The following is a 15572-nucleotide window of genomic DNA, read 5'->3' on the forward strand; positions in this document are numbered from 1 at the left end:
AAACCGCTGGATTACGCCACCGGCCACTTTGGGCTGGTACTAGGCAACGTCGTGGTCACCCGGAACGAAACCACCGGCCGCTATCGGATCGACTGGCAGCCGACTGCTGAACTGGCCGCCACTGAAGTGCGGTAGTCCGGAGCGATCGGCCATTGCGCCCAGCAAAAAGCCCCGCATTCGCGGGGCTTTTTGCTTGTGGAAAGGGCGTTTACTTCACGCCGGCTTCCACCTGGATGGTGAGCTTTACTTCGTCACCCACAGCCGGTACGTAGGCGGTCATGCCGTAGTCGCTGCGCTTGAAGGTGGCGGTGGCTTCGGCGCCGCACCATTGCTTCTTGGCCATCGGATGCTGGCCGCACTTGAAGTTTTCGATGTTCAGCGTCAGCGGCTTGGTCACGCCCAGCAGGGTGAAGTTGCCGTCCACGGCCACCAGCTTGTCGCCGTCGAACTTCAGCTTGTTGGATTTGAAGGTGGCGGTGGGGAACTTGGCCACGTTGAAGAAATCTTCGCTCTTCAGGTGGGCGTCACGCTTTTCCAGGCCGGTATCCAGGCTGGAAGTGTCCACGGTGATATCCACGCTGCCGGCTTTCTTTTCGGTATCCAGCACGATGGTGCCGCTGGTTTTGTCGAAGGTGCCGTGCTGGATCGAGAAGCCCAGGTGGTTGATCTCGAAGCGCGGGTAGGTGTGGGTGGAATCCAGTTCGTAGGTTTGCGGGGCGGCGATGGCGGCGGTGGCGGCCAGGGCCAGCAGGCTGGCGATCAGGGTTTTCTTCATGTGGTGTTCTCCGGGGGTGAGGAAAAAAGCGTGGTTTGCAGGAGGATCGGCCCGTGTTGCTTCAGGGACGATCCATCCAGGGGCCGTTTTTATGGCTTGCCGGTCAGCGTGAAGCGGAACTTCACTTGCACGTCGTCGGCCACGGTTTCGGTGTCGGCCCAGGCACCGTCGCCCAGCTTGTATTGCAGGCGCTTGAGCGGGAAGCCGCCTTCCAGCAGCAGGTCGCTGCCGGCGGGCTTGGCGGTGAACTGGGCAACGATGTCGCGGCTCAGGCCCTTGATCACCAGCGGGCCGCGTGCTTCGTACTTGCCGCCGCCCAGCGCTTTCACGCTTTTGGCGGTGAAGGTGGCCTTGGGAAAGCTGGCCACGTCGAACCATGCCTTTTTCTTGGCTTCGGCGTTGCCGTCCGGCCCGCCGACATCGATGCTGCCCAGATCGACGCTGAAGGTGGCCTGGGTGGCTTCGGGTTTGGCCGGGTCGAAGCTGACCTGCGCGGTGTAGGTCTTGAAGGTGCCTTCCACCGGCACGCTCATCTGTTTGAAGGTGAAGCCCAGTGCGCTCTTGGCGGGCACCAGGGTCTGCGCGGCGAAGGCGGGGACGGCCAGGACGGCCGCGAGCGCTGCGCTCGCGAGAAGACGGATGTTCATCGTGCAACTACTCCAGGTTGAAGTGATGGTCTTGTATGGCCGGTGCGGCGTGGGCGCCGTCTTGCGTTGATCTGGCCTTGGTATGTCGAATTGCGAACTGGTTCCAACTCCGCCCGGCGCAATGGCGCGCCGGGCGGGACCGACGGCGGCTCAGCCGCGGCCGGGCAGCATGCGCCGCAGGGTATCGTCGCGGTCGATGATGTGGTGCTTGAGCGCAGCCAGCACGTGCAGTACCACTACCGCCAGCAGCAGGTAGGCCAGCACTTCGTGCAGTTCGGCCAACTGGTGGCCCAGCGCTTCGTTGCGCGAAACCAGATCGGGCAGTTGCAGCACGCCGAACAGCACCACCGGAAAGCCCTTGGCCGAACTCATCAGCCAGCCCACCAGGGGCAGCGCCAGCATCAGCAGGTAGAGCAGGTGATGGATGCCGGCGGCAGCCTTTACCTGCCAGGCCGGCTGGCCGGGCAGGGCGGACGGTGCGCCCCGCCAGGCGCGCCAGACCAGCCGCAGAACCACCAGCGCGAGCACGCTGATGCCGATCCACTTGTGATACGCATACAGCTTGAACTTGAGCGCGGACAGCGGTAGGTCGTCCACGTACAGCGCCAGGCCGAAGGCGGCGACGATCAGCAGGGCGATCAGCCAGTGGAAGGCGATCTGCACGCCGTCATAGCGAGTCTTGGACATGTTCGATTCCTCATTCAGGCAATTTGACGTTGTGGGCGGAATCATACCGGCTCTGTTTGCGCCCTGAGCTTGAAAAAATTGGAATTAATTGTTCTGAATTTCGCAACAATCGGGGGCTTCGCTCTCCAGTGCTTCGCGCAGCCGGGCGAGCAGGGCGCCGGTTTCCGCCAGCTCGTCGGGCGCCAACTGATCGAATGCGGGCTTGAGGTGAGCCAGGTGCGCGTCGAACGAATTGTCGAACAGTGCCTGCCCGGCCGGGGTCAGGCGCACGGTGATGCTGCGGCGGTCGCCGCTACAGGCGCAGCGTTCGATCAGGCCGCGCTCGGCCAGACGGTCGAGCACGCCGGTGAGCGTGCCCTTGGTGATCAGGGTGGCGTCGCCCAGCTCACGGCAGCTCATACCGTCCGTGCCGCCCAGGGTGGCGATCACGTCGAACTGGCCGGCGGTCAGACCAAGCTGGCGAATGTGACGCCCGGACAGTCGCTCGAAAGCCTGGTAACAGCGGGCGAGCTCGCGGACAACCGGCAGGAAGGTGGTGCGTGGCATGGTGTCATCCTCCATATAGTTCTAACTAGAATTATTTAATTGTTTATCTTAATTACACGCCGGCCGCAATGGTATTTACCTGTACAATCCGCCTCTTGGGCCGCCGCCAACCGGGTTCGGCGGCACATGACGGGAGCAACGAATGCTGGATATCGAAAAGTTCATTGGCGGGTTTCGCCGTTTTCAGGACAAGTATTTCAACGACACGACCAACGATCTGTTCGAGACGCTCAAACGCGGCCAGAACCCCCGAAGCCTGTTCATCGCCTGTTCCGATTCGCGAGTGGATCCGGCGCTGCTGACCGACTGCGACCCCGGCGACATTTTCGTGGTGCGCAACGTGGCCAGCCTGGTGCCGCCCTACGAAAAGGACGGCGCCTACCACGGTGTGTCGTCGGCGATCGAATACGCGGTGTGTGTTCTCAAGGTACGACACATCATCGTGCTGGGCCACTACGGTTGCGGTGGGATTCGCGCGCTGCTGAACGGCCACGTGCCGCAGACCGAGGCTGATTTCGTCGGGCGCTGGGTGCGCATTGCCGATCCGGCGCGGCAGGCGGTGCTGGCGAATGCCAACGGAGAAGACCCCGAAACCCAGTTGCGACAATGCGAGATGGCCGCCATCGGGGTTTCGCTGGATAACCTGATGACCTTTCCCTTCATCGCCGAGCGTGTGCGCAATGGCGAGCTGATGCTGTTGGGCTGGTACTTCAATATCGAGGAAGGCGCGCTGTATCAGTACGACGCGGGCGCGCAGCGCTTCAAGCCGCTGGTGGCCGGCAGCGTCGCTTAAGCCGTTCGCGAGCGAACAAAAGGCCCCGCCGATGCGGGGCCTTTTCGTTGCAGGGTGCTGGATGATGCCGATGTGGCGCGATGGGCGCTGCTACTGACTGGCCGTGGGTTGGGCATGTGCGGCGCGATAGTCGCGCAGCGCCTCCGCCAGTTCCTGGTATTGCTCGCAATTGCCGCACAGTTTTTGCAACGTGGCGAGATCGTTCGCCGCGCGTTGCGGCTGATCCGCCATCAACCACGCTTCGCCGCGATATTCATAGGCGCCCAGATGCTTGGGGTTGAGGGCCAGCGCGCGGTCGTAGGCCTTGAAGGCATCTTCCAGCCGGCCCTGCTTGCGGTTGACGTAGCCCAGCCAGTTCCAGACGTCGGCGTTGTTGGGCGCCAGCTTGCGTGCTTTTTCCAGCGACTCCTGCGCCGGCACCCATTCCCCGTGCAGGATGTCGGCTTCGGCCTGTTTCAGCAGGTCGGCCACTTCGGTGGCGTGGCCGCCGCTATCCCCGCCCCCGGTATTTCCGCCACCGCCCCCGCCGGCCCCCAGGGCGCAGGTGGAGACAAAGAACAACGCGATCAGGGCATGGCGGATCATGATGCGCTCCGGATGGGAACAGGGTGATGCCCTGTTCTAGCACATGCCGGTTACGCTCGATACGAAGGACGATCAGAGGCCGAACAGGGTGCGCAGATGCTGCGCCACGCCGGCTTCGGTATTGGGCTGGATGACCGGCACCTGAGGCAGTTGTGCGATCAGCTTGGGGTTGGCATTGCCCATCAGGAAGGGGTGGCCGGCCGTTTCCAGCATCTCGAAATCATTGAGGTTGTCGCCGAAGGCGATGCAGGCGCTGGCGGGAACGCCCAGCTCGCCCATCACCACGGTGAGCGCGTGCCCCTTGGAAACGGTCGGCGCCATCACTTCCAGGCAGTCGAGCGCGGAGAACGTGATGTACAGCTCGTCGTCGTACTGCTCGCGCAGTTTGTCTTCCAGGCGCAGCAGGTGATCGTGGCTGGCCACGTAGAGAATCTTGGCCACATCCTCGCCGTGGTAGTTGGGCAGGTCCGCCACTTCGTAGGCGAAGCCGGAATCCTGATGGTATTCCAGCATCCGTTCATAGGGCGCGCCGATCAGCCAGGCCTGGTCCAGATACAGGCTGAGCGAGGTGCCGTGCGAGTACTCCGGCTGGCACAGCGCGCGCACCAGATGCGGCTCCAGGTTTTCGGCGTGGATCTGCTGATTGTCCGGATCGTGCACGCGCGCGCCGTTGGAGGTGATCAGGTAGGCGCGGATGCCCAGCACATCGCGAATGCCTCGTACGTCGCAGTAGTGGCGCCCGGTGGCGATCACGAAATGCAGGCCCCGGTTTTCCAGTTGCCGCAACGTATCCGCGGTGTAGGGCGCAACGGTGTGATCCGGGCTGAGCAGGGTGCCGTCGAGGTCGGTGGCGATGAGCTGGTACATGGGGATTCCGGGTGGAGGGTGGGCAGGCGCCTATTTTAGCTGTTCGAACGCGCGAGCCAGATTCGGAATTGTGCTTAGGACGTGTCGTCACCTGTTTCGCGGCAGCGCTGGGCCGAAAAAACACCCTCAACGGCGTTGCGCTCCTTGCCAATAACCGGTTATTGGCAACCTCGCACGCTTGGTAGCTGGTGCTTTTTCGGCCCAGCGCTGCCGCGAAACAGGTGACGACACGCCCTGGAGCGCCCAATGGCGTTTGTGAAAAATATGGACTGAAAGTTACCAAGGCAGGGCTTCTGTACGCTCAGAAGCCGCCATGCTCGGCCAGGAAATCGTTCTCGCGCGCGGTTGTCGCGCGGCCCAGGATCGCATTGCGGTGCGGAAACCGGCCAAAGCGACGGATCACGTCGCGGTGGCGCAGCGCGTAGCCGTGACAAAGCGCCAGCGCATCGTCCTGCGGCCAGGCGCGCGTCAGGGCCACCGAGCGATCCTGCTCGGACAACACCTCGGAATGCTCGAACGGCAGGTAGGCGAAAACCTGCTGTACCGGCGCCAGCTCGCGGTGCCAGCCGTTCTCCAGCAGGCGTAGCGCCATGGCCAGTGCCACCGGGTCGCCGGCAAAGGCGCGCGGCGTATCGCGAAAGACATTGCGGGTGAACTGATCCAGCATCAGCAGCAGCGCCAGCGTGCCGTCGGCATCGGCGGCCCAGTGCGCGCAACCGCCTGCAAGCGCCGCTTCCAGCGTGGGCAGGAAGCGGGCGCGGATGCGCGCGTCGAACGCCGCGCCACCGTTGAACCATTCGGTGCGAAAGGGCAGGGCGCCCGACTCGTCCGGCGCGCCGAACCAGAAATCCAGCACCTGCCGTGGGGTGGCGAATTCGGAACGGCCACGCTTGACGCGGCCTTCGGGGCTGGCACGGCGGATCAGGTCAGACATGGTTTTTTCCGTGGCTTAGGGCGTGTCATCCAATGTATCGCGGCAGCGCTGGGCCGAAAAAGCACCAGGCACCAGACGCAGGCAATAACCGGTTATTGGCAAGGAGTGCAAGGCGGTGGATGGTGTTTTTTCGGCCCAGCCCTGCGGGTTCGGTGCATTTCGGGCGCAACGCGGTGTCGCCGGCCGCTTGCGGTATCCATACCGCGGCGCGTCCAGCTCCTGGCGCGGCATCCCGAACTGCGCCGAACGCTGTCGTGAAACATTGGATGCCACGCCCTAAGGCGAAACGAGGGGTTTGATTTCGAGCTGCGCGCCGGGGTCGCCGGGGCTCATGGCTAGGTTGAGCGACACCATGTGCGCGGATAGCCGCGCCAGTTGCGCATTGCGTGGCTGGCGCCGCGCCATCTCGGCCATCGTAGCCTGGATGCCCAGGCCATCGCGCGCGGCGAGCTGGACATCCAGCAGATAAAGTTCTGGCGCCACATCGTCCGCCGGAAACTGCGTGCGCCAGCGCTGGTACTGCTGGCGGGCGGCGGTCAGGCGCGCGCTGATCAGGCGGCTGGGCAGATCGTCGTCCAGGCCGGCCACGGCCTTCAGGTTGGCCGGCGCACGCAACAGTGCGCTTCGGATGGCGCCGGGCAGGGCTGTGCGCTCCAGTTGCCTGCCGGTGGCGCGGATGCCGGCCTCATCGACGCGCAACGTGGCCGGGCCTTCCCAGCGCGATTGGCGGGCGCGATCGGTATCGGCCAGACGCACCGCGGCGCCGGCCGGAAGTTCGACGCTGGCGCCAGCATCGAGCTGCGTGAACGCGGCCAGCGGCTGTCCGTTCTGGCGGACATCGCCTTCGACGGCGGTGACCAGCACGGCGGCGAGGCTCCAGGCGGGCAGGAACAGCGCCAGGGGGAGAACGATGCGGAGCGAAGGTCTGATGGGCATGGGGCAGGGCGCGAATGGGTTGGGCAGCAGTGTAAATCAAGCCAGTGCTGCTGGCGGTGTGACGCAATGGCAACCTCCGCGTTCCCGCCGTTCCCCACTGCCTGGCGAAACCCGCTTGGCCATCCCGGGGGGGGGCCGGGCGATTACGGCCCGGCCAATGCCACGCGGCCCGGTCAATTCCCCTACAATCGCGCCGACAAGCGCTGCGCCTCTTTCGGCGCGGCGATGGAAAGGATGCGATGAAGGTCAGGACGACGGATGTGGTGGTGATCGGCGCAGGTGCGGCCGGCATGATGTGCGCGGCCACGGCTGGTGCGCGCGGGCGCGAAGTGGTGCTGATCGATCACGCGGAAAAACTGGCGGAAAAGATCCGCATCTCGGGCGGTGGCCGTTGCAACTTCACCAATCTGCACGTGCGACCGGAGTGCTATCTGTCGCGCAATCCGCATTACTGTAAATCCGCACTGGCGCGGTATACCCAGCACGATTTTCTCAAGATGATGGAGCGCTACGGCCTCGGCTGGCATGAGAAGACGCTGGGCCAGTTGTTCTGCGACCAGGGGTCGGGCGCCATCATCGATATGTTGAAAGCCGAGGTGGATGCCGGCGGCGCGACGTGGCGCATGAATACGCCGGTCACGGCGGTCGGCCGGCTGGGCGAGGGCTTCGAAGTGGTCACGCCCGAGGAAACCTGGCACTGCGCCTCGCTGGTGATCGCCAGCGGCGGGCTGTCGATTCCGCAGATCGGCGCCACCGCGTTCGGTTACGAGCTGGCACGCCAGTTCGGGCTGGAGATCGTGGCGACCACGCCGGCGCTGGTGCCGCTGACGTTCCAGCCGCAGGATCTGTGGGACGAACTGGCGGGTGTCGCGGTGGAGGATGCCATCGTCTCCACCGGTAAAACCCATTTTCGCGAGGCGATCCTGCTCACGCATCGCGGCGTATCCGGTCCCGCCATTTTGCAAATCTCGTCGTACTGGCAACCGGGCCAGCCCATCGTCATCGATCTGCTGCCAGAGCGCGGCCTTGCCGACGCGCTGGCGGGTGCCAGCCGCGACGCGCTGCTGGTCAATGTACTGGGCGACATCGTACCCAAGCGCCTGGCGCAGGCGATTGTCGCCACGCTGGGCGAGAACAGGCCGCTCAAGCAGTACACCCCCAAGGCGCTGCAACAACTGGAAGACCGGCTGAAACGCTGGCAGGTGGTGCCTTCGGGCACGGTGGGCTACAAGAAGGCCGAAGTCACGTGCGGCGGCGTGGATACCGCCGGGCTGGATTCGCGCAGCATGATGGCGCGCCAGGTACCGGGGCTGTTCTTCATCGGCGAGGTGGTGGATGTGACCGGCTGGCTGGGCGGCTACAACTTCCAGTGGGCGTGGTCTTCCGGTTTTGTGGCCGGTAGCGCGGCTTGATGTAGATCAGCTTTCCGTACCGTTCGCACTTCTGCACTTGAAAGGTGTGCGGGGCAGGCATAAGGTGGAATTGTCTTCGAGCCCGCGAGCGCAAGCCTGTTGGCTGATTGAATCAGAGTCTGTTCTTTAACCCCTAGAGGCACGATTGCCTACGTAGTTTGATCGTGATCGACGATGATGATTCTTAGCGCGAACTCCTAGCGCGCACTTGAGCCCATACTAGGGCCTAGGCATAGCACTCGTAATATTTACCAGGGGTTCGAAGACGACGGGGCGTCCAGTCAGGCGCCCCGTTTTTTCATGCCCGCGATGGGCGCATTGGGCGCCGCCGAGGCTAGGCGGGCGGCGCAAAACCCGCCGGCAGATGCGGCGGGGCATCAGCGCTTCGCCGTTCGCGGGGCGTTGCCAGCCCGTGTCACCACACGCTGAAGAACAGCACCCAAGCTCCCAGGAATGGCACGAGCCCCAGCGCAAATGCACTGATCGCGGCAAGGCGCCGGCCATGCCGGCCATCGCGTCGCGCGGCGATACGCCACGCCAGGCGTAGCGACCACAGGCCGGCCAGCGCCAGCAACGCATAGCGCGCATCGTTGGTCCAGGTGCTGCTCAGCCCTTCGTGCTTGAGCAGGGTGAGCGTGGTGGCCGACAGCCCCAGGAACACACCGCAGCCCGCCAGCGGGATCAGGGCCTGCGCCAGTTGGTCCATCGTACCGGTCGCCCGCGCGGGCAACAGGCGATCCGCCAGATGCAGCGCGCCGTACAGCCAGCCGCCGACCAGCGCGCCACTGGCGGCGATGAAGCCCAGCAGCATGCCGCCATCCAGCCAGGAAAAGCTGTCGTTGACCTCGGGGTAGTGGGTCAGCAGCCACCACGGCGCGTTGTCGGCCAGGGGCCACATCACATCGCGTTCGATCAGCCATTCGGCCAGCACCTGTTTCACCGTGACCAGCCAGGGGCTGGCGGACCACAGGAACGCACCCAGTGCCAGGCCCATCATGCCGAATACGATCAGGCGGGTCTGCCAGCGGTCTGCCTGCGCCACTTCGACGATTTCCGCTTCCGGCGAGCGCGGGCTGAGCGCGATCGCGTCGCGATGGCCGCTGCAACGGCCGCACATATGGCAGTCGGCCGCGCCCTGCATGTGACGCAACGGCAGCAACGGCGCGCAGTTCACCGCCGCGATGGGAATCACACGGTGCGATTGGCGGGTAGAGGCATGCCACGCCGCGCCATCCACCTTGAAGTGCCATGGCGCCAGCTTGCTCAGTACGTGGAATACGCCGTTCACCGGACACAGATAGCGGCACCACACGCGCTTGCTGCGCCCATAGACCAGCCCCACGCCGACGGCGGCCAGCGTCGAGCCGCCCAGCACCAGCGCCACGGCACGCGGGTACTGGTACACGCTGACCAGTTGACCGTAGATGGTGGTACAGGCGAACGCCACGAACGGCCAGCCGCCCCAGCGCATCCAGCGCGGGATCGGCTTGCCCAGGCCGCGTTCACTGGCCCACTCCGCCAGCATGCCTTCCGGGCATAGCCAACCGCACCACGCGCGCCCCAGCAGCGGCATCGACACCAGCACGAACGGCCACCAGATGCCCCAGAAGGCGAACTGCGCGGCCACGGTCAGGTTGTCGAACACATGTGCGGTTTCGTCGGGCAACGGCAGGAACACCGGCACGATCAATAGGAACAGGTAGACGGTGACGATACCCCATTGCAGCCGGCGCAGCAGCCGGGCATGGCGGCGCAGGAACTCGCCCGCCGCCGCCGCGCCGCGCCGCAGCGGGCCGGGGTTTGTCATCGCCGTGCCAACGGGCGCGTTCATCGGCGCGCCTGGTTCCGGCGTAACAGCGTTACGGTGCCGACCCAATAGGCCAGCCAGATCAGCAACACCATCAGCGCGGGATGGGAGCGATACCCGGCGAAATCCGCCAGCAGCTTGCCGACCGACTGGCTGTCGTCCAGCAGTGCGGAGCTATCCCACACCGGGTCGAGCAGGCTGGGCAGGGTGCCCAGGTCCACCAGCTTTTCCAGCCCGCTCACCAGCAACGCGCCGGCCAGCAACAGCAGCAATACTTCGGTCAGCGCGAAGAAGCGGCGCCAGGTCATGATCCTGCCGCCCAGTTGCAACAGCCAGAACGTGGCGAACGCGGCCAGCAGCCCGAGTGCGCCGGCCAGGATCAGGCGCGGCCATTGCGCGGCATCGGCCCCGGCGACGCTGCCGTAGAGGAACACCACGGTTTCCGAGCCTTCGCGCGCCACCGCCACCATCACCAGGATCAGCAGCCCCCACCAGTTGGCGTGCGATACCGCATCCGACAGGCCGCTTTCCAGCTCGCGCTTGAGCGTTCGCCCGTGTTTTTTCATCCAGTACACCATCTGCACCACCAGCGCAGCGGCCACCAGCGCCATGCCGGCCTGGAAGTACTCCTGGCCATCATCCGACAGCCAGGACGAAATGCCGAGTATCCCCAGCGCGAGCAGGCCGGACAGCGCCAGCCCGGCGGCGACGCCGCCCCACAGGTATTTGATGCCGGGTTTGCCGGCGGGGGATGCCTTGAGCCAGGCATAGAGGATGCCGACCACGAGCAGCGCTTCCACGCTCTCGCGCCAGACGATGAACATTACTTGATCCATGGAATACCTCTCTCGGCCGGATGCGGGGCCGGCGCCGCGGGCGCGGCAACAATGCAAACGCCGCCCGGTGGGCGGCCCGCTGTTCGGAACGGCTGACGGAATCCGGTGCGGCGTTGGCGAACCACCGGTTGCCTGTGCCGCATGGCGGATGCCGTCGGCGTCCTTTACTTGATGACGATCACGCCGCGCGCCTGCTGGTGGAAGTCGTCGAAGAACGGGTATTCGCCCGGTTGCGACGCCTTGATCACCACGAACGAGGTCACGCCGGGGCCGAGCACCTTTTCCTTGCGCAGCGGCAGGCTTTCGAACTCCACCGGCGTTGTGCCGGCGTTGACCACTTCCAGCTTGAAACGCTTGCCGGCAGGCGCCTGGATACGCGTCGGCGCGATGGTGCCGTCCTTGAACACCACGCGGAACACCGGCAGGTCTTCCGCGTGAGCGGCCACCGCCAGCAGCAGCAGCGCGCTGGCCAGCGAACGGCGTCCGATCATCAGTAACCGCCCTTCTTGCCGGTGCCGGCGAAGGTGAACTCATAGTTCAGCTCGAACGGCTTGAACCACGGGCCGACGCCGGTTTCTTTGTCCACATGGCGGCCAAAGTGCGCGTGCGGGTTTTCCGACGGCGGCAGGATGGTGTACTTCAGCTTGTACTTGCCCGGGCCTTCCAGCTTGACGTTGTCGCCGTAGTGCGGGCCGTCGCTGGCCACCATCGGCATGAAGTCGCCCTTGATGACGTTCTTGCTACCCACCTTCTGGATTTCGTACTTCACCAGCAGGTAGGGCATCCAGTCGCCTTCGGCGAAGCCGTTCGGATTGTTGGCGGTGGCGTGGATATCCGCTTCCAGGTGCACGTCGGTCTTGGCCGCGTCCTGCATCATGCCGGGTGGGTCCATCTTGATCGGTTGCAGATACACCGCGCCGATTTCCATGCCGTTCTTGTTGGCCGGCTTGCCGATGGGATATTCGGCGGCCTGGGCGGAGAAAGCGGTGGCGACGGCCACTGCGGCGAGTGCGAAACGGATCATTGGGATACCCCCTGCGACAGACAGGAGGGCAACTCTACGTGAGCGTTGTTCTTAATGAGATTAATTATTGTTAATCGGTCAATGTCACGTGGGCCACGCTGGCCCGCGCTGCACATGAAAAAAAGGACGCCGTAGCGTCCTCTTTTCAATGGGCGTGTCGGTCAATTCAGCCCGAGCACATCCTGCATCGTGAAATGCCCGCTGCGGCGCCCGGCCAGGAACTGCGCGGCCCGCAAGCTGCCTTGCGCGTAGATGGTGCGGTTGCTGGCCTTGTGCGTGATTTCCACGCGCTCGCCGGGGCCAGCGAAGACGACGGTGTGATCGCCGATCACATCGCCGCCACGCAGCGCGGCAAAGCCGATGGTGCCGGGCTGGCGCTCGCCGGTGATGCCTTCGCGCGACCAGGTGGCGAGGTGTTTCAGTTCTTCGTCCCAGGCGCGGGCGACGGCTTCGCCCATGGCGATCGCGGTACCGGAAGGCGCATCCACCTTGTGCTTGTGGTGCATTTCGACGATTTCCACGTCGTAGCCCTGGTTGAGCACGCGGGCCGCCACTTCCAGCAGTTTGAACACCAGGTTCACGCCGACGCTCATGTTATAGGCGGAGACGATGGCGATCTCGTCGCTGGCGGCCTGGATCGCGGCGCGCCCGGCTTCGTCGAAGCCGGTGGTGCCGATGATCATGTTCACGCCCAGCGCGCGGCAGCGCGCCAGATGGGCCAGCGTGCCCTCGGGACGGGTGAAATCGATGAGCACATCGGCGCCGGCCAGCGCGCCGAGATCATCGGTGATGCGCACGCCGGACTGGCGGCCCAGGAAGGCGGTGGCGTCCTGGCCCAGTGCCTCGCCGCCGGTACGATCCAGCGCCGTATGCAGCACGCAGTCCGGGGCTGCCAGCACGGCTTCGATCAGCATGTGGCCCATGCGGCCGGAGGCCCCCGCGATGGCGATCTTCACGGGCATCAGAAATCCTTGTCGATGATGGGCTTGACCTCGACATCCTTGGTCGTGCCCGGTGAGCCGGGGTTGAGTTCCGAACCGAAGGTGTCGGTGTCTTCCTTTTTCGGCTCGCTGGTCATGCGCAGGGTGGTGTCCGGCGCGGCGGGCAGGGTGTCGCCTTGCCAGCGCACCAGGCTATCGCCTTCGAAGAACACGGTGAACACGAAGTGCCGCTGCAATTTGCCGCCCTTGGCGTCGCTGTAGACGTAATCCCAGCGGTCGGAATGGAACGGATCGGTCAGCAGCGGCGTGCCCAGCAGGAAGCGAACCTGGTTGCGGCTCATGCCTTCCTTCAGCCCACTCACCTTGTCGGCGGTGATTTCGTTGCCTTGGGGGATGTCGAGCTTGTAGTGGGGCACGGCGTTGAGAAGACCGCAGCCCGACAGAGCGCCGACCAGGGTCAGGGTAAGCAGTATCGGTTTGATGGTATGCATGGATTCGTGACGGGCGGGTTTTGGCGGCGGGCCGCCGGGAGCGTTCGCAAAGGCGCTTGGGGCAGGCTTTGGTTTTTCGTTGCTTGCCAAACGCTATATCATACCTTGACTAGACACTTGCCGCAGCCTAGCGGAGAGAACCCGATGAGCAATGCTTCCGACCTCAAGGACGCCGGCCTGAAAGCCACCGGCCCCCGCCTTAAAATCCTCAACCTGTTCGAAAGCAGCGAACAGCGTCACATGACCGCCGAAGACGTTTACCGGCTGCTGCTGTCCGATAATACGGATATTGGCCTGGCCACCGTTTACCGTGTCCTGACCCAGTTCGAGCAGGCCGGCATCCTGGTGCGCCATCACTTCGAGTCCGGCAAGGCCGTGTTCGAACTGAACCAGGGCGGCCACCACGATCACCTGGTCTGCGTGAAATGCGGCAAGGTCGAAGAGTTCTACGATCCCGAGATCGAGCAGCGGCAGGACGCCATTGCCGCCAAGCACGATTTCGAAATCCAGGAGCACGAGCTGTACCTGTACGGCGTGTGCGCCGATTGCCGGGCCAAGAAGTAGGTCAACCCGGCTTTCCGGTCGCATGATTCCCTGGCTGGGCGCCACGCCGGTGTTTCCGCCGCTGGCCCGCGCGCTGACGGAGCCGAATGGCCTGCTCGCGGCAGGGGGTGAATTGTCGCCGGGCTGGCTGCTGGCGGCTTACCGCCGTGGCATCTTCCCGTGGTTCATGCCGGGCGAGCCCATCCTCTGGTGGTCTCCGAACCCGCGTACCGTGCTGGTGCCCACCGCGTTGCACGTGCCGCGCTCGCTGGCCAAGGTGCTGCGACATCGCGGCTATGCGGTCACCTTTGATCGCGCCTTCGCGGACGTGATGGCGGGCTGCGCCGCGCCGCGCGATGTGCAGGGCGGCACCTGGATCACCGACGAGATGCGCGCCGCCTATGGCGACCTGCATCGGCTGGGGCACGCGCATTCGGCCGAATGCTGGATCGACGGTCAACTGGCCGGCGGCTTGTACGGGGTTGCCATCGGCCGCATGTTCTATGGCGAATCCATGTTCGCCCGCGCGCCGGATGCCTCCAAGATCGCCTTTGTCCACCTGGTGCGCTGGCTGGCCGGGCAGGGCTTCGAGTTGATCGACTGCCAGATGCGCACGGATCACCTTGCGCGTTTCGGCGCAAGCGAAATTGATCGTGACGATTTTGTTGCTAGGCTGGGCATACTGACCGACCGGCCCGGTTTACCCGGGCCCTGGGACTACCATTGCGACAATCCAGGAAGGACACGATGAATCCGCGTGGCCAGACGATTCAGCTTCAGTTCTACGCAACGGCGCCTTATCCGTGCAGCTACCTGCCGGATCAGCTTGCGCGCTCCCAAGTGGCGGTGCCTTCGGAACTGATCGACACCCGTACCTATAGCCAACTGGTGCAGCACGGCTTTCGCCGCAGCGGCCAGTTCGTCTACCGGCCGCATTGCGATGCCTGTCAGGCCTGCGTGCCGGTCCGGCTGCCGGTGGCGGAGTTCCAGCCCAACCGCACCCAGCGCCGCGCGGCCCGGCATCACGGCAACCTCAAGACTCGCATTCTCGGCCTGGAGTATTCCGAAGCGCATTTCCGGCTGTACCAGCGCTACCAGGCCGCGCGCCATTCGGGCGGCGGCATGGACGAGGATGGGCGCGAGCAGTACGAGAGCTTCATTCTCAAGAGCAACGTCGCCAGCTTCCTGGCCGAGTTCCGCGAGGCTGGCGTGGTGCGCATGGTCAGCCTGGTCGATCAACTGGAGGACGGGCTGTCGTCGGTCTACACCTTCTACGACCCGGACATCGCCGGCGCCAGCTATGGCGTATTCAACATCCTGTGGCAGGTGGGGCTGGCGCGGCAATTGGGCCTGCCGTATGTCTACCTCGGCTACTGGATCGAAGCCTGCCGCAAGATGGCCTACAAGACCCAGTATCACCCCATCGAAGGGCTGACCGACGGCCGCTGGGAGCGCCTGGCTTTCTAGCGCCTGCTGCCCAGGTTCACTGACGCGGCCTTGCCACGGTGAGCAGGCCCCGGCGAAGCGGTGCGGTGGGTCGAGTAGCGGCGCTTCCTGATTAATTCCACTCCCCCCGCCCTCGCCGCCCCGGGGCTCCCGCGACGTCGAAGACTTGGTGGGGTGGGTGAGAGGGAGCCTCGCTTTGCTCGCGCGGTGTGAAGGTCGGCGTAGTGTTGCGCCCCTTCCAGAGCAAGACAGCCCGATTCGTTCGGGCTGTTTTCATTTCCGGCAATGGCGCATCGGTGAAC

19 protein-coding genes are annotated in these 15572 nt (G+C 64.7%); 5 read left to right on the forward strand and 14 right to left on the reverse strand.

Annotated features, from left to right (window positions below; translation table 11 throughout):
- Positions 1-208: 208 nt before the first annotated feature.
- The 4 genes from FAZ21_RS18400 to FAZ21_RS18415 all read right to left on the reverse strand — a co-directional run bounded on the left by FAZ21_RS18400 (position 209) and on the right by FAZ21_RS18415 (position 2655).
- A complete protein-coding gene (locus FAZ21_RS18400; protein ID WP_136774893.1) occupies positions 209-775 on the reverse strand; it encodes a YceI family protein in 567 nt (188 codons plus the stop codon).
- An 89-nt stretch (positions 776-864) separates the two neighbouring features.
- Positions 865-1422, reverse strand: a complete 558-nt coding sequence (locus FAZ21_RS18405) for a YceI family protein (protein WP_136774894.1) — start codon at positions 1420-1422, stop codon at positions 865-867.
- 150 nt (positions 1423-1572) lie between these two features.
- Positions 1573-2109, reverse strand: a complete 537-nt coding sequence (locus tag FAZ21_RS18410; protein ID WP_136774895.1) for a cytochrome b — start codon at positions 2107-2109, stop codon at positions 1573-1575.
- Positions 2110-2193: 84 nt separating this feature from the next.
- Positions 2194-2655 (reverse strand): MarR family winged helix-turn-helix transcriptional regulator, encoded by a 462-nt coding sequence (locus FAZ21_RS18415; protein WP_246038781.1) that lies wholly within the window; start codon positions 2653-2655, stop codon positions 2194-2196.
- 142 nt (positions 2656-2797) lie between these two features.
- Here FAZ21_RS18415 and FAZ21_RS18420 point away from each other — a divergent pair, with 142 nt between their 5' ends.
- On the forward strand, positions 2798-3448 hold the full coding sequence (locus FAZ21_RS18420; protein WP_136774897.1) for a carbonic anhydrase: 651 nt from the start codon (positions 2798-2800) through the stop codon (positions 3446-3448).
- 90 nt (positions 3449-3538) lie between these two features.
- Here FAZ21_RS18420 and FAZ21_RS18425 read toward each other — a convergent pair whose 3' ends face one another.
- The 4 genes from FAZ21_RS18425 to FAZ21_RS18440 form a co-directional block, all read right to left on the reverse strand.
- Positions 3539-4033: a tetratricopeptide repeat protein gene (locus tag FAZ21_RS18425; RefSeq protein ID WP_136774898.1), complete on the reverse strand. Its 495-nt coding sequence runs from the start codon at positions 4031-4033 to the stop codon at positions 3539-3541.
- 72 nt (positions 4034-4105) lie between these two features.
- Complete coding sequence (locus FAZ21_RS18430; protein WP_136774899.1) at positions 4106-4900, reverse strand: Cof-type HAD-IIB family hydrolase; 795 nt, start codon at positions 4898-4900, stop codon at positions 4106-4108.
- Between the two features lie 301 nt (positions 4901-5201).
- Positions 5202-5834 (reverse strand): DUF924 family protein, encoded by a 633-nt coding sequence (locus FAZ21_RS18435; protein ID WP_136774900.1) that lies wholly within the window; start codon positions 5832-5834, stop codon positions 5202-5204.
- Between the two features lie 276 nt (positions 5835-6110).
- Entirely contained in the window at positions 6111-6770 is a 660-nt protein-coding gene (locus FAZ21_RS18440) for a hypothetical protein (RefSeq protein ID WP_136774901.1), read from the reverse strand.
- A 239-nt stretch (positions 6771-7009) separates the two neighbouring features.
- Between FAZ21_RS18440 and FAZ21_RS18445 the strand changes: the two genes are divergently transcribed.
- Positions 7010-8182, forward strand: a complete 1173-nt coding sequence (locus FAZ21_RS18445; RefSeq protein WP_136774902.1) for a BaiN/RdsA family NAD(P)/FAD-dependent oxidoreductase — start codon at positions 7010-7012, stop codon at positions 8180-8182.
- Between the two features lie 415 nt (positions 8183-8597).
- Here FAZ21_RS18445 and FAZ21_RS18450 read toward each other — a convergent pair whose 3' ends face one another.
- The 6 genes from FAZ21_RS18450 to FAZ21_RS18475 form a co-directional block, all read right to left on the reverse strand.
- Entirely contained in the window at positions 8598-10013 is a 1416-nt protein-coding gene (locus tag FAZ21_RS18450) for a 4Fe-4S binding protein (RefSeq protein WP_246038782.1), read from the reverse strand.
- Positions 10010-10825, reverse strand: a complete 816-nt coding sequence (locus FAZ21_RS18455) for an FTR1 family iron permease (RefSeq protein WP_136774903.1) — start codon at positions 10823-10825, stop codon at positions 10010-10012. Before FAZ21_RS18455 ends, FAZ21_RS18450 begins: the two co-directional genes overlap by 4 nt.
- 164 nt (positions 10826-10989) lie before the next feature.
- Positions 10990-11316, reverse strand: a complete 327-nt coding sequence (locus FAZ21_RS18460) for a cupredoxin domain-containing protein (RefSeq protein ID WP_136774904.1) — start codon at positions 11314-11316, stop codon at positions 10990-10992.
- Positions 11316-11849 carry an iron transporter gene (locus FAZ21_RS18465; protein ID WP_136774905.1) on the reverse strand — a complete coding sequence of 178 codons (534 nt, stop codon included), beginning with the start codon at positions 11847-11849 and terminating at the stop codon, positions 11316-11318. The genes FAZ21_RS18460 and FAZ21_RS18465 overlap by 1 nt, the downstream gene beginning before the upstream one ends.
- A 161-nt stretch (positions 11850-12010) precedes the next feature.
- Positions 12011-12814: a 4-hydroxy-tetrahydrodipicolinate reductase gene (dapB, locus tag FAZ21_RS18470; RefSeq protein WP_211243526.1), complete on the reverse strand. Its 804-nt coding sequence runs from the start codon at positions 12812-12814 to the stop codon at positions 12011-12013.
- Positions 12811-13281: an outer membrane protein assembly factor BamE gene (locus tag FAZ21_RS18475; protein ID WP_246038783.1), complete on the reverse strand. Its 471-nt coding sequence runs from the start codon at positions 13279-13281 to the stop codon at positions 12811-12813. The genes dapB and FAZ21_RS18475 overlap by 4 nt, the downstream gene beginning before the upstream one ends.
- A 144-nt stretch (positions 13282-13425) precedes the next feature.
- On the opposite strand from FAZ21_RS18475, the gene fur reads away from it, so the two are divergent.
- From fur to FAZ21_RS18490, 3 genes are read left to right on the forward strand one after another with little or no spacing between them, the layout of a single operon-like run.
- On the forward strand, positions 13426-13845 hold the full coding sequence (gene fur, locus FAZ21_RS18480; RefSeq protein ID WP_136774907.1) for a ferric iron uptake transcriptional regulator: 420 nt from the start codon (positions 13426-13428) through the stop codon (positions 13843-13845).
- 22 nt (positions 13846-13867) lie between these two features.
- Positions 13868-14575 (forward strand): leucyl/phenylalanyl-tRNA--protein transferase, encoded by a 708-nt coding sequence (gene aat, locus FAZ21_RS18485; protein WP_136774908.1) that lies wholly within the window; start codon positions 13868-13870, stop codon positions 14573-14575.
- Complete coding sequence (locus FAZ21_RS18490; RefSeq protein ID WP_136774909.1) at positions 14572-15291, forward strand: arginyltransferase; 720 nt, start codon at positions 14572-14574, stop codon at positions 15289-15291. Before aat ends, FAZ21_RS18490 begins: the two co-directional genes overlap by 4 nt.
- Positions 15292-15572 lie beyond the last annotated feature (281 nt).

Source organism: Chitiniphilus eburneus, from assembly GCF_005048205.1.
Lineage (GTDB): Bacteria > Pseudomonadota > Gammaproteobacteria > Burkholderiales > Chitinibacteraceae > Chitiniphilus > Chitiniphilus eburneus.